Origin of the sequence: Tahibacter soli (genome assembly GCF_025717065.2) — a bacterium.
GTDB classification, from domain to species: domain Bacteria; phylum Pseudomonadota; class Gammaproteobacteria; order Xanthomonadales; family Rhodanobacteraceae; genus Tahibacter; species Tahibacter soli.
In genome coordinates, this window is the sequence record NZ_JAOVZO020000001.1 from 570,799 (window position 1) to 585,094 (window position 14,296).

A 14,296-nucleotide genomic window follows, 5' to 3' on the forward strand; every position below is an offset into this window, starting at 1 on the left:
GCATGAGACTGCAAGACGATATCGACTTCACCACCCTCAACTGGGTCAAGCAGGAACTCGACGAGACCTTGAAGCAGGCGCGCCAGGCGCTCGAGGCCTACGTCGACGATCCGGCCGATTCCAGCCTGATGCGATTCTGCGCGACGTACCTGCACCAGGTGCAGGGCACCTTGCGCATGGTCGAGCTGTACGGCGCATCGATGGTGGTCGAGGAGATGGAGCGTCTGGCGCAGGCGCTGCTCGACGGCGAAGTCCGCCAGAAGGACGACGCGTATTCCGTGCTGATGCGCGGCATCGTGCAGCTGCCGGACTATCTCGAGCGCCTGCAAAGCGGCCACAAGGACATTCCGATCGTCCTTCTGCCGCTGCTCAACGACCTGCGCGCGAGTCGCGGCGAGGAGCTGTTCTCCGAAAGCGCGCTGTTCTCGCCGGACCTGTCGCTGCCGCTGCCGCCGTCCGCCGACGGCGCGGCCAGGCCGCTCGCCGACGCCGACCTCAAGCTCGCGCTCGGCAAGCTGCGTACGATCTACCAGGTGTGCCTGCTCAAGTTCCTGCGCGCGACCGATCCGCGCACCGAAACCGCCAGGCTCGGCGAGGCGCTCAACCGCGTGCAGGGCATGACGCATGCGATCGACGCGCGCCGCGTGTGGTGGATCGGCGACGCCGTGCTCGAAGGCATCGCGAACGGCGCGATCGAGGCGAGCCCGGCCGTCAAGATGCTGTTCGGCAAGGCCGACCGCGAAATCAAGCGCCTGGTCGACGCCGGCGAGCGCGCGTACGAACAGTCGCCGCCGCGCGAGCTGCTCAAGAATCTCCTGTACTACGTCGCGCATGCGAGCGGCGACGGCCCGAAGCTCGCGCAGGTGCGCGCGGCGTTCAAGCTGCAGTCGCTGATGCCGAGCGAGAAGGAACTCGAACACGCGAAGGGTTCGATCTCCGGCCACAACCGCGCGCTGCTCGACACCGTGTCGCTCGCGATCAAGGACGACCTCCTGCGCGTCAAGGAAGCGCTCGACATCTTCCTGCGCGCGCAGGGCAACGATCCGGGCGAACTGATGTCGCAGGTCGACGTGCTCGACCGCGTCGGCGACACGCTCGGCATGCTCGGCCTCGGCGTGCCGCGGCGCGTCGTGCTCGAACAGCGCGGCATCGTCGAGGAAATCGCCAACAAGTCGCGTCCGCCCGACGAGAGCACGCTGCTCGACGTCGCCGGCGCGCTGCTCTACGTCGAAGCCTCGCTCGACGACCATATCGAGCGCCTGGGCGCCGATACGCCGGAAGACACCGGCGGGCCCGCGTCGGGCATGGAGCTGCCGAAGGCCGAAGTGCGCAAGATTCTCGACGCCCTGATGAAAGAGGCGACCGCCAATCTTGCGCAGGCGAAGAACGACATCGTCGCGTTCATCGAATCGCCGTGGGATCACGCCAAGGTCGAACAGATTCCGCGCCTGCTCGAAGAAGTGTCGGGCGCGCTGCGCATGCTCGACCTGAATCGTCCGGCCGAGCTGATGCACGGCCTGATCCGCTTCATCGAGGTCGAACTCCTGCGCTGGCGCCGCGTGCCGACCGCCGAGCAGATGGACAAGCTCGCCGACACGATCGCGTCGATCGAGTACTACCTCGAAGCCACGCGCGATCAGCGCGCCGGCCGCGAAAAGATTCTCGACGTCACGCGCGAAAGTCTCGAGGCGCTCGGCTACTGGCCGGTGCCGGAAGACGACGGACTCGCGCCCGAACCGCCGCCGGGCGGTGCACGCCTGGACCTATCGTCGCCGGCGCCCGCAACGACGGCGCCGGCGGCGGGTTTCGCTAGCCAGCCGCCGGCCGGTCCCATCGGCGCGCCCGAGGCGCGCGCGGCCGAATTGTCGATCGGCGAATTCGTCTCGTTCGCCGAAACGCTGCCGGGCAGCCGCAGCGAAACGATGAAGGACGAGGCCGACCAGGTGTTCGGCGACATGTCGCTGGCCGACTTCGCCGGCGAGACGCTGCGCGTCGACGTCGTGCCCGACGAGAACATCGACGAATTCGTCGCGCGCCTGGGCCTGCCCGACGTCGCCCCGGCCGCGAGTACGTTCGATGCGCCGGCCGAACCGGAAGCGCCGCGCGATCTGAAGTTCGCGGTCGAGATCGCGCCGGGCGAGGGCCTCGACGCGCTCGTCGTCGGCGACCAGACCCAGCACTCCCCGACGCCGCACGACCTGACCGGCCTGCGCCTGACCGAAACCGAAGCGACGCCGATCTCTTCCGGCAGCGCGCCGGTCGCCAAGCGCGAGCCGCAGGTGCGCTACGTCGAGGTCGAAGAGGAAATCGAAGAGGAAGTCGAAGACGCCGCGCCGGCCAGCACGCTCGGCGACGCGAGCTTCCAGGCGGTCGCGTCCGACGACATCGACGAGGAAATCCGCGAAGTCTTCGTCGAGGAAGTGCAGGAAGAAATCGACAACCTCAATCACCACCTGCCGGCCTGGAAGGCCGACGTGCACGACTTCGAACGCCTGAAGCCCGTGCGCCGTTCGTTCCACACGCTCAAGGGTTCGGGCCGCCTCGTCGGCGCGCTCGCGCTCGGCGAGTTCGCGTGGAAGATCGAGAACATGCTCAACCGCGTTCTCGACAAGTCGATCGCCGCGAACGCGCCGGTGACGACGATCGTCGACCAGGCGGTCGCGGCACTGCCGGAACTGCTGGCCGGTCTGCGCGGCGAAGGCGCGCCGAAGTCCGACGTCGCCGGCATCATGGCGGTCGCCGACAAGCTGGCCGCGGGCGAGGAAGCCTGGCTCGCGCCGGCGCGTCCGCGTACGCGCACGGTCAAGCGCATCGTCAAGCGCATGGTCGCGGTGCCGGTCGAGGAAGAGATCGAACCGGCCGCGCTCGAGATGCCCGCCGCGCCCGAACTGACGCGCGCTGTCGACATCGGCCAGGAATTTACAACGCCCGCGTCCGCGTTCGACGACGTCGGCGCGCAACTGCCGAGCGCCGGTCCGCTGCCGAACATCGACCCGGTGCTGTTCGACATCCTGAAGAGCGAAGTCGGCCAGCACCTGTCGGTCGTCGACGCGTTCGTCGACGATTCGCGACGCCAGCCGCAGCCGGCGACCGACGTGCTGCTGCGCGCGGTGCACACGCTGCACGGCGCGATCGCGATGGTCGACATTCCGGTGATCGGCCACGTGCTGGCGCCGCTCGAAGGCTACGTCAAGCGCCTGCGCGCGCGCGACGAGATTCCGGGCGCCGTGGGTCTCGCCGCGCTGACCGACGCGAGCGCGCTCGTGCGCGACGTGATGACCGCGCTCGAAAACGGCAATACCGCGATGCCCGATTCGGACCTGCTCGTCGAGCGCATCGTCGCGCTGCGCGACGACCTGCCGGAGCCCGAACTCGCGCACACGCTGTACACGGCCGACGACGACGCGCCCATGGCGGTCGAAATCGCCGAGCCCGAAATCGTCGAACCCGAGCCCGTGGCGGAGGCGTTTGCCGAACCGATCGACTTCGGCGCGCCGAGCGAACTGGAACGCGCCGCCGCCGAGCTGACGCTCGAAACCCGTGCGCTCCCGATCGAGGCCGCGCCGCTCGACGAAGAGTTGTCGCTCGAATCGATTCCCGCGGCCGACACGAGCGCCGACGAAGAGCTCACGCTCGAACTCGACGACTTCGGTCGCGAACCGGAGCTGACGCTTTCCGCCGACCCGGAGCTCGCCCTCGTGAGCGAGACGGTCGAAGCCGCACCGGCCGCCGAAGAAGTGTCGTTCGACGACATCGCGCCGCCGACGCAGGACGAACTGGCCGAGCTCGCGGCCGGCGTCGAATCGATCAGCCTGTCCGACGACCCCGCGCCTTCCGAAGAACTCGTCTTGTCCGACGGCATCGCATCGTCCGAAGAACTCGTCCTGTCCGACGAGCCGGCGCTGTCCGGCGCGTTCGCGCTGTCCGACGAACCCGCGGCACCGGCGGCAGCGCAGGAAGCCGCGTCCGACGGCGACTTCGTCTTTTCGGCGAACGAACAGGCCGAATTCGACGCGCTGCTCGCCGCCGGACTGCGCGAAGAAAACACCGCGTCGCTCGTCGACGACGGCCTCACGTTCGAAGCCCCGCGCGGACTGGCCGAACCGGGCGGCGGCGACAGCCTGCTGTCGGCCAGCGAAGCGGCCGAACTCGACGCGCTGCTGTCGTTCGCGGCCGAGTCGCGCCAGGATTTCGGCGCGCACGACGCGATCGGCGCCGACGCGACGGATGCGCAAGCGAGCGACCTCGAACGGCAGGCGCAGGCGCTGCTCGACGAAGAAAACCGCCAGGCGGCCGAACGCGAAGCCGCCGAGCGCGCCGAGCGGGCGCGCATGGAAGCCGAATCCGCGGCGGCGCTCGAACGCGCCGAAAACGAACGTCTGGCGGCCGAAGCCGCCGCACGCGAGCAAGCGCAGCGCCTCGAAGCCGAAGCGGCCGAGCGTCGTGCCGCCGAGGCTGCGCAAGCCGAAGCGCAGCGTCTGGCCGAATACACCGCACGCGCCGAACGCGAAGCGGCCGAACGCGCGCAGGCGCAGGCCGAACCGGTCGCCGCGCCTGCGCCGGCCGCACCCGCCGTCGTGCTCGCGCCGATCGCCGACGATCCGCAGCCGGAAGGCAAGCTCGAGCTGCCGGACATGGACGAAGACCTGCTCGAAATCTTCGTGCAGGAAGGCAGCGACATTCTCGACCATTCCGACGCGCTGATCGCGCGCTTGCGCGACGCGCCGCACGATCGCGAAATCGTCACCGGCATGCAGCGCGATCTGCACACGCTCAAGGGCGGCGCGCGCATGGCGGGCCTCGCGCCGATCGGCGATCTGTCGCACGCGATGGAATCGCTGCTCGAAGCGATCAGCGAAGGCCGCCGCGGCATGGACCGCGGCACCGTCGAATCGTTCGAACGCGGCTACGACCGCCTGCACGCGCTGGTGCAGCGCATCGCCAAGCGACAGGCGATCGCGATGCCGGAGAACGCGATCGCGCGCTTCGAAGCGCTCGTGTCGGGCGACCTGTCGGGCCAGATCCTCGCCTCGGCCGCCGCGACCGCGGTGGCGCACGCGGCCGACGCCGCCAACGCCAAGCCCGAACCCCAGGCGCCGGCGCCCGCCGCCGAAACGCCGCAGCCGGCCAAGCCCGGCGCGCGTCCGGCCGGCCGCGCGCCGATTCCGACGTTCGACGAAGACGAGCCTCGCGCGCCGCAGGAAATGATCCGCGTGCGCTCCGACCTCCTCGACTCGCTCGTCAACTACGCCGGCGAAGTGTCGATCTACCGCTCGCGCCTGGAGCAGCAGGTCACGACGTTCCGCTTCAACCTCGTCGAATTCGAAACCACGGTCAGCCGTCTGCGCGAACAGTTGCGCAAACTGGAAATGGAAACCGAAGCGCAGATCATCGCGCGCTACCAGCGCGAGCATCACGAGCCGGGTTCCACCGTGTTCGATCCGCTCGAACTCGACCGCTTCTCGCAGCTGCAGCAGCTGTCGCGCGCGCTCGGCGAGTCGGTATCCGACTTGGTCTCGATTCAGAACCTGCTCGACGATCTGACCCGCCAGTCCGAAACGCTGCTGCTGCAGCAGTCGCGCGTCAGCTCCGACCTGCAGGAAGGCCTCATGCGTACGCGCATGGTGCCGTTCGACTCGCTCGTGCCGAGCCTGCGCCGCACCGTGCGCCAGTCGGCGCAGGAAATCGGCAAGCGCGCGCAGCTCAAGGTGGAAGGCGCGCAGGGCGAAATGGACCGCAACCTGCTCGAGCGCATGAAAGCGCCGTTCGAGCACATGCTGCGCAACGCGCTCGCCCACGGCATCGAAAGCCCGGACGACCGCCAGCGCGTCGGCAAGAATCCCGAAGGCACGGTGACGATCCAGGTCAGCCGCGAGGCGACCGAAGTGGTGCTGCGCGTGCTCGACGACGGTCGCGGCATGGACCGCGACGCGATCCGCAAGAAGGCGATCGAGCGCGGACTGCTCAACGCCGACGCGCAGCTGTCCGACCGCGACCTGTACGCGTTCATTCTCGAAACCGGCTTCTCGACCGCCGAGCAGGTGACCCAGCTCGCCGGCCGCGGCGTCGGCATGGACGTCGTGCACAACGAGATCAAGCAGCTCGGCGGCGCGCTGACGATCGACTCCGAACGCGGTCGCGGCTCGGTCTTCACGATCCGCCTGCCGTTCACGCTCGCGGTGACGCAGGCGATTCTCGTGCGCCTGGGCGAAGCGACCTACGCGATTCCGATGTCGTCGGTGCAGGGCGTCGTGCGCATCGGCCGCGACGATCTCGACCGCCGCCTCAACACGATCAATCCGATCTACACGTACGCCGGCGAAGAATTCCACATCTACGAACTGGCGCAACTGCTGAACGTGCCGGTGCCGCGTCTCGCCGACGAAGCGCAGGTGCCGCTCCTGATGACGCGTACCGGCGACCAGCGCGCCGCCGTGCGCATCGACGGCGTGGTCGGTTCGCGCGAAGTCGTCGTCAAATCGGTCGGGCCGCAGATCAGTTCCGTTCCGGGCATCTTCGGCGCGACGATCATGGGCGACGGTTCGGTCGTCATGATTCTCGATCTCGCGCCGCTCGTGCGCCGCTTCGTCGCGCTGCGCGCCGCGAGCGTCGAGGCGGGCGTCGACGTGCAGACGCTGGCGCCGGTGCCGGTCGCGCCGCCGGTCGACACGCGCCGTCAGCCGCTCGTCATGGTCGTCGACGATTCGATCACGATGCGCAAGGTGACCACGCGCGTGCTCGAGCGCAACGACATGGACGTGATCACCGCGAAGGACGGCCTGGACGCCGTCGAAAAGCTGCAGGACAAGGTACCCGACCTGATGCTGCTCGACATCGAAATGCCGCGCATGGACGGTTACGAACTCGCCACCTACATGAAGAACGATCCGCGCCTGAGGCTGGTGCCGATCATCATGATCACGTCGCGCACCGGCGAAAAGCATCGCCAGCGCGCGCTGGAAATCGGCGTCGAGCGCTATCTCGGCAAGCCGTACCAGGAAGTCGATCTGCTGCGCAACGTTCTCGAAACGCTGAGGTTGAGCCGTGCACAACCATGATCTCGACGATGAACCGGTAAGCGTCGCGCTGCTCTATCAGACGAGCCAGCTCGAAGGCCACCTCAAGGACGCGCTGAACGAACTCGGCGCCGCCGTCGTCTATGAGGCGCTGACCGCCGAAATGGACCGCGACGCGCTCGAAGGCTCGGGCGCGCACGTCGTCATCGTCAATCTCGATCCCGATATCGAATCGCACCTGGACGAGGTCTACGACCTCCTCGACGACGAGCGCTACAACGTCGTGTTCAACGACGCGCAGGTGTCGTCGGCGCTGTCGGGCTGGGAGCAGGCGCGCTGGTCGCGTCACCTCGCCGCAAAGATCATGGGCCGGCCCGAGGTCGCCGATCCGCCGCGTCCGGCCGGCGCAGAAGCGCCGCCGTCGCCGGCGCAGAAGATCGCGCGCAGCATTCCGGACGTGCCGTTGCAGCCGCCGCCGCAAAATACCTTTGTGCCGGATGCACAAACCGCCGCCATGTTCCCCGCCGACGGCGACTTGAACAACGCGCTCGGCGAACTGCTCGAAACGGCGAAGGCGCCGGCACCGCAGCTCAAGCCCGCACGCCCCGACCCGGGCGCCGTCACGTCGCCCGATCTCGTCAAGACGCCGCCCCCGGGCGATTTCAATTTCGACTTCGACGCGCTGCTCGGCGACATCCCGAACGCTTCGCCCGCCGCGCGCGCCGTGCCGGCGCAGCCCGCCGACGACGCGTTCGACCTGTCTTTGCCGGACGCCGCGCCCGCGCGGTCGGCCGCGAGCACCAACGATCTGAGCTTCGACTTCGATCTCGGCAGCCTCGACGCACCGGCGAAGCCGGCGGCGCCGGCGCCGGCCGCGGCGTCCGACTTCGGGCTCGGCGGCGACTTCGGCAACGACGCGTTCGCCGATCTCGGCACCCTCGATGCGAAGACCGAAACCTCCGATTTCGCGAGCGACCTCGACAACCTGTTCGGCGACGCGCCGGCAAAGTCCGCGTCGACCGGCGACGAACCGACGTTCGATTTCGACCTCGCGTCGGCGTTCGGCGACGAACCCGAGCCGCCGGGCGCCGGCGGCGTCGAAGTCGTCGACTTCGACGCGGCGATGTCCGATCTCGCCGGCGCGATTCCGGGCTCGCGCGACCTGCCGAGCCCCGACGAACTCGGCGCCTCGACGACATTCGATCTGCCGGTCAAGAACAAGCCGGCGGAACCCGCGCGCGGCGCACGCAGCGCGCCGACAGCGACGCCGAGCTGGGGCCTCGAGCCCGTGGTCGAGAACGACGGCGACGACGCACCGGCCGCGCCTGCGGCAGACGTGAAAATACCCGCCGTCGAAAAAGTCTCCGCGGTCGATTCGCTGCTGGCGGGATCGAACTGGTCGCTGGCTTCGCTCGACGACGACGCGCCGGCAGGCCCGGTGCCCACCGGTCCGGCGACGTTCGGCATGGAAAAGATGGACGCCGAGGAATTCCTCGCGCCCGAAGGCGGCGACGAGGCGAAGTTCGACTTCGACACGTCGCTCAAGCTCGATCTGATTCCGATGGAAGAGGCCGTATCGCCGGAGCGCGCGCGTCCGGAGCTCGTCTCCGAACATCGCCTCGACGAGGCGAGCGGCGTGTTCGTTCGCAACGTCGTCGTGCTCGGCGCGTCGATCGGCGGTCCCGAAGCGGTGCGCGAATATCTTTCGGCGCTGCCGGCGCGCTTCCCGGCGCTGTTCGTGCTCGCGCAGCACATGGGCGCGGAATTTCTCGAACTCATGGCCGCGCAGCTGGCGAAGGCCACGCCGCTCACGGTGCGCTCGCCGCAGCACGGCGACCGCGTCGGCCACGGCGAAATTCTCGTCGTGCCGACGACGCATCGCCTGCTGATCGAGCCGACCGGCGTCGTACAGCTGGCGCACCTGCCGGAAGCCTCGCCATACACGCCGTCGATCGATCTCGTGATCCGCGACGTGGCCGACCGCTTCAAGGCGTCGGCCACCGCGATCATCTTCTCGGGCATGGCCCACGACGCGATCGACGGCAGCAAGCACCTCGCGTCGCTCGGCGGCAAAATCTGGACGCAGGACCCCGACACGTGCGTCATCAGCTCGATGGTCGACGGCGCGCGCGACGCGGGCATCGTCACGTTCACCGGTTCGCCGGGCGAGCTGGCGCAGCACACCATCGCCACTCTGGGCAAGGCATAAAAAGGCAGGCCGCGACAGCATGGATACCCCGCGCGAAATCCGAGGCGTACTGATTCCGATCACGAACGGCCGCGTGCTGCTGCCGAACGCGACGGTGGCCGAAGTCATCACGTTCGCGAATCTGGAAAAAATCCCGAATGCGCCGGAATGGCTTTTGGGACGACTGGCGTGGCGCGGCTGGCGCCTGCCGCTGTTCTCGTTCTCGATCCTTTCCGGGCTCACGCACGAGGAAGGCTCGACCGGCGCGCGCGTGGCGGTGCTCAAGGCGCTGTCGGGCCACGCCAAGATGCCGTTCATCGCGATGCTGACGCAGGGCTTCCCGCGTCTGACGACGATCAGCCAGGAATTGCTGATTCCGACCGGCGACGAACACCACCACCCGACGGGCGTACGCGCGCAGGTACTCGTGCGCGACGACCAGGCCGTGATTCCCGATCTGAACCAGATCGAGGCGTTGATGGAGCAGGCGCTGGCGGCTTGATGCCGCGGGCCGAACCTGGGAGTGATGCCGATGTACAAGTTGACGATGGTCGCCGCGGTTGCATGCCTGTCGGCCGGTTCCGCCCTGGCGGGGTGCATCGACGATCCGCGCAGTTGTATGAACTCCGCCGCCGGGTCCTACTGCAAGGACAATCCGCAGGCGTGCCTGGATCACCCGAACTCGGTGTCGAGTCCGAGCGTGTGGCAGCGTCTGATCGAGCGCCTTCGCGAGGCTCAGCCGAAGCTCTCGCCGAGCGATACCGCCGGCCCGCCGAAACGCTGATCGCGCTTCGGCGACATCGGCGCGCAGCGCGACCGCGCCAAAAGTGAGACGCCGCGCACGCTGCGGGCAATCCGCGCCGCGCGGCATGTCGGTTTTCCCGCTCCGCCAGCGTTCTACATCGCAGATGCCATAGCCGCGTCCGTGCATGCTGCGAGGCGTGCGCGCGGCGCCATTCACGGGGCGGGGGACATATGCGATCTTGGAAACAACGGTTGGCGCTCGCGTTCGCGGCGCTCGGCGGCGGCGCGGCAATGGCGCAGGAGCTGCCGTATCCGATTCTGTTCGTCACGCAGTTTCCGATTCCCGGCGATTTCACGGCGATCGGATCGGTGTTCGGCAACCATCGCGGTTCGGTCGATCTCGTCGGCCGCGGCGGCGACCTGTACGTGCGCTACCCGAACGGCACGCTGCGCAACCTCACGCAGGAGGCGGGCTACGGCAACGCCGGCATGCAGGGCGCGACGTCGATCGCGGTGCGCGATCCGGCGATGTCGTGGGACGGCACCAAGGCCGTCTTCAGCATGGTCGTCGGCGCGCCGACGCAGCAGTTCGTCTACGTGCAGTCGTATTTCCAGCTGTACGAAATCACGGGCCTGGGCGCCGGCCAGACGGCCGTCGTCACGAAGGTGGCGAACCAGCCGCCCGACTACAACAACGTCAGTCCCGCTTATCTGAGCGACGGCAGCCTCGTCTTCGTCAGCGACCGGCCTCGCAACGGCGCGCGGCATCTGTATCCGCAGCTCGACGAATACGAAGAAGCGCCGACGCCGACCGGCCTGTGGCGCCTGCAGCCGGCGAACGGCCGACTCGAACTTCTGCAGTACGCCGTGTCGGGCTCGTTCAACCCGATCGTCGACAGCTACGGACGCCTGTTGTTCACGCGCTGGGACCACCTGCAGCGCGACCAGCAGAACGAAGGCGCGAACAACCCGTACGGCATTTTCAACTGGTCGAGCGAAGGACCGCAGTCGACGCCGACGCCGGACCGCAGCGAAGTGTTTCCCGAGCCGCGCATCGCCGTGGGCGGCAGCAGCGTCAACGGATTCACGATCAACCACTTCTTTCCGTGGGTGGTGAACCAGGACGGCACCGAGGAAGAAACGCTCAACCACGTCGGCCGCCACGAACTGCACAGCTACTTCAACCGCAGCTTCAACGAGGCGGGGCAGGTGGAGTTCATCGCGCCGCCGCGCAACAACATTCTCAACTTCTTGCAAATGCGGGAAGACCCGACGATGCCGGGCCGCTACGTCGGTGTCGACGCGCCGGAGTTCTACACGCACGCATCGGGCCAGATCGTGCGCATCGACGCGCCGCCGACGCGCAATCCCGCGACGATGACGGTGACGTACCTCAATCCCCGCAGCAGCACGGGCTTCTACGACGGCACGCCGGGCGATCCGGTGCCGGCCGACTTCACCGGACACTATCGCAATCCGCTGCCGCTGTCGGACGGACGCATGATCGCCGCGCACACGGCCGAATCGCGCCTCGCGGCCAACGACGGCACGCGCGCGAATCCGAACGCGCGCTATCAGTTCCGCCTGAAGCGTCTCGCCGCCGGCGCGGGCGGCTATCTCGCGCCGGTCGAAAACCTCACGCCGGGCATCAGCAAGAACGTGAGCTACTGGGACCCCGACGTGCTCGTGAGCTACAACGGGCCGATGTGGGAGCTGTCGCCGGTCGAGGTGCGCGCGAAAACCGCGCCGCCGACGACGGCGTTCGCGCTCAAGCCGCCGGAACAGCAGGCGTTCGCGCTCGAAAGCGTCGATCCGGAAGCGTTCCGCGCGTACCTGCGCGCGAACGGCCTGGCCGTACTCGTCATGCGCAACGTGACGACGCGTGACGCCGCCGACAAGCAGCAGCCGTTCAGCCTGCGCGTACCGGTGCCCAACGGCGCGCAGACGATCGGCGCCGGCGGCCTTTTGTACGATATTACCCATATGCAGTTTTTCCAGGGCGACCAGATTCGCGGCAAGGGCGGCATGGCCGATCCGGCCGACGGCCGTCGCGTGCTGGCGCAGGCGATGCACGACGCGCCGGCGACGGCGGCGAACGTCGGCGCCGCGGGCGGCCCGCCCGGCAGCGTGCCGATCGCGAGCGACGGATCGGTCGCGCTGTTCGTGCCGGCGCTGCGTGCGCTGGCCTGGCAGTCGACGCAGTCGAACGGCGCGCCGGTCGTGCGCGAGCGCTACTGGATCTCGTTCCAGCCCGGCGAGGTCCGCGCGTGCGACGGCTGCCACGGCGTCAACCAGCAGAACCAGGCGTCGCAGCCGGCGGCGAACAACACGTCGATCGCGCTGCGCGAACTCCTCGCGCGCTGGCGCACCAAACAGGTCGACCTGATCTTCGCGAGCGGCATCGAGCCGCGCTGAGCGAAGCGGTGCGTTTGCCGCCGTTCGCCGGCGAGAACGGCGACGAGGCCGCCTGCGGAGGCGATGTCACGGCTGCCCGGCTCGCAAGACTCCTCGACGACGACCTTACGAACTCGCGGCGACCGACGCGCCGTTCCTCGTCGACGGCGAACTGCGGCTCCTCGCACGCCGCGCGCCGATCAAGGGCGAGATCACACTGCCGCCGGTGGGCCTGACGTTCGATCGCGCCGAGTCGACGGTCGAACTGCGCGCGAATCTCGACGACATCCTGCGCGACGGCGACGCGGACGGCTTGACCGATCTTGCCGAGCGGCAGCTGCTGCTCGATCCCGACGACCCCGACAGCGACGGCGATGGCATCCGCGACGGCGACGACGCGCTGCCGAACGTCGCGCGCGGCGCGGCGAGCGGCGACCGCGAACGTGCGTTCGCCGCGGTGTTCGCACGGCTACGCGGAACCGGCAACGCGATTTCCGTCGGCGTGCCGGGCTCGCAGGCGTTCGTGCGGCGCCGTACCGGCGACGAGGCGACGCTGTTCGTCGTGACCGATCCGGCAAACTTCGCAGGGCTCGACGCCGCACACCGCATCGTCGTGCTGCCGCCGTCGTTCGATTTCGCGGCACTGGCGAAGCACGATGCGTACGCGATCTTCAACCCGGTTCACATTTCGCTGGCGCTGCTCGGCAACGGCCGCTACGCGCAAGCGAGCTACAACACCGGCTGGTCGTGGGGCGCGTTCCGCCTGGTGCTGCGCGACGGACGCTGGATCGTCGTCGAGGGCGTCACTGTCATGACCTGACGCAACTACCGCTTCGGCGGCACCGCCCACGCCAGCGCACGCGTCAGTGCCGCCGGAAACACGGTCAGGTGATCCTCGTCGGCGAGCACGGTCGATGCGATCGAGAAGTTCGCATAGCGGCGCGATTTCAGCGTCTTCTCGAACGCGCGCATGTCGGCGACCATGTCCTTCGTGCGGTTGTAGCGCGCGTCGTTCGAGCCGGGCTTGACCGTCTCGAAACCGCCGATCGCCATGAATACCTGCGCCTGCAGCGTGTCGTGCGACGCGACGTAGTCCTGCGCGCGCCTGAGCATCGTTTTGCCGTCCCACCACAGCGACGGGCTCGTGAGCACGTAGCGGTCGAACATCGAAGGCTCGGTCAGCAGCACGTGCGCGCCGAGCAGACCGCCGTACGAATGTCCGGCGAACGTCTTGCGCTTGCCGTCGATGCGGTAGTGCCGCGCGACGAAGGGCAGCACGTCGTCGCGCAGGAACACGCGATAGCGCTCGGCCTCGCCGAAGGCGGGCTTGCGGCCGGGCATGTCGGAAACCGCGTTCGGTTCGCCGCCGGCGCTCGGCGTGTAGTCGCGCCGGCGGCTGTATTCGGGCGTGTCGCCGGTCGCGTACGACAGGCCGACGAGGATGAAATCTTCCAGACCCTTGCCGTGATCGCCGACGCGCCGGCCGATCGCGCGCAACAGCGGAAACGCGTAGTTCGCGTCGGTGACGAACACGACCGGATAGCGGCGCTGCGGCTCCCGCGCGTACGACTCGGGCAGCGCGACGAAGACGCGGTATTCGCGATCGAGCACGGTCGAACGGATCGCGCGGACTTCGGTGTCGTCGATCGAATACTTTGGGACCGCGGGGTCGGTGGGCGGGGCGAGGGATTGGGCGTGCGCCGAAACGGCGAATGCGGCAAAAGTGATATTGAGAAGAAGGCGAAAAATCATCATTCTGGCGTTGAGTTCCTGCGACTCCCTCTCCCCCGCAAGCTTGCGGGGGAGAGGGATAGGGTGATGGGAATGCGTGCGATGCTGCGTCGAAGGTTGAGGTGGTGTGAAGCGTCGCCCCTCACCCCGACCCTCTCCCCCCAAGCGAGCTTGGGGGAGAGGGAGTTTCTACGATCGAGGTTTAACGGAGTGCTAAACGGCC

At 68.3% G+C, this 14,296-nt stretch carries 7 protein-coding genes; 6 read left to right on the forward strand and 1 reads right to left on the reverse strand.

The annotated features are described in order from the left end of the window. Positions 1 to 2 precede the first annotated feature (2 nt). The 6 genes from OD750_RS02340 (at position 3) to OD750_RS02365 (ending at position 13,162) form a co-directional block, all read left to right on the forward strand. Positions 3 to 7,058 (forward strand): FimL-related protein, encoded by a 7,056-nt coding sequence (locus OD750_RS02340; RefSeq protein ID WP_263543601.1) that lies wholly within the window; start codon positions 3 to 5, stop codon positions 7,056 to 7,058. Continuing rightward, entirely contained in the window at positions 7,045 to 9,225 is a 2,181-nt protein-coding gene (locus OD750_RS02345) for a chemotaxis protein CheB (RefSeq protein ID WP_263543600.1), read from the forward strand. The genes OD750_RS02340 and OD750_RS02345 overlap by 14 nt, the downstream gene beginning before the upstream one ends. Positions 9,226 to 9,244: 19 nt before the next feature. Beyond that, a complete protein-coding gene (locus OD750_RS02350) occupies positions 9,245 to 9,706 on the forward strand; it encodes a chemotaxis protein CheW (RefSeq protein WP_263543599.1) in 462 nt (153 codons plus the stop codon). 30 nt (positions 9,707 to 9,736) lie between these two features. Beyond that, on the forward strand, positions 9,737 to 9,988 hold the full coding sequence (locus tag OD750_RS02355; RefSeq protein WP_263543598.1) for a hypothetical protein: 252 nt from the start codon (positions 9,737 to 9,739) through the stop codon (positions 9,986 to 9,988). A 212-nt stretch (positions 9,989 to 10,200) separates the two neighbouring features. Beyond that, positions 10,201 to 12,363, forward strand: coding sequence for an HzsA-related protein (locus OD750_RS02360; RefSeq protein ID WP_263543597.1), 2,163 nt, complete (start codon positions 10,201 to 10,203; stop codon positions 12,361 to 12,363). A 205-nt stretch (positions 12,364 to 12,568) separates the two neighbouring features. Then, complete coding sequence (locus tag OD750_RS02365) at positions 12,569 to 13,162, forward strand: hypothetical protein (RefSeq protein ID WP_263543596.1); 594 nt, start codon at positions 12,569 to 12,571, stop codon at positions 13,160 to 13,162. Between the two features lie 5 nt (positions 13,163 to 13,167). On the opposite strand, the gene OD750_RS02370 is transcribed toward OD750_RS02365, so the two are convergent. After that, a complete protein-coding gene (locus OD750_RS02370) occupies positions 13,168 to 13,953 on the reverse strand; it encodes an alpha/beta hydrolase (protein WP_263543595.1) in 786 nt (261 codons plus the stop codon). Between the last annotated feature and the right edge of the window lie 343 nt (positions 13,954 to 14,296).

Excerpts from the sequence above, each read along its gene's own strand:
- OD750_RS02355 (WP_263543598.1), top strand. The coding sequence starts at position 9,737 with ATGTACAAGTTGACGATGGTCGCCGCGGTTGCATGCCTGTCGGCCGGT.
- OD750_RS02340 (WP_263543601.1), top strand. The coding sequence starts at position 3 with ATGAGACTGCAAGACGATATCGACTTCACCACCCTCAACTGGGTCAAG.
- OD750_RS02350 (WP_263543599.1), top strand. The coding sequence starts at position 9,245 with ATGGATACCCCGCGCGAAATCCGAGGCGTACTGATTCCGATCACGAAC.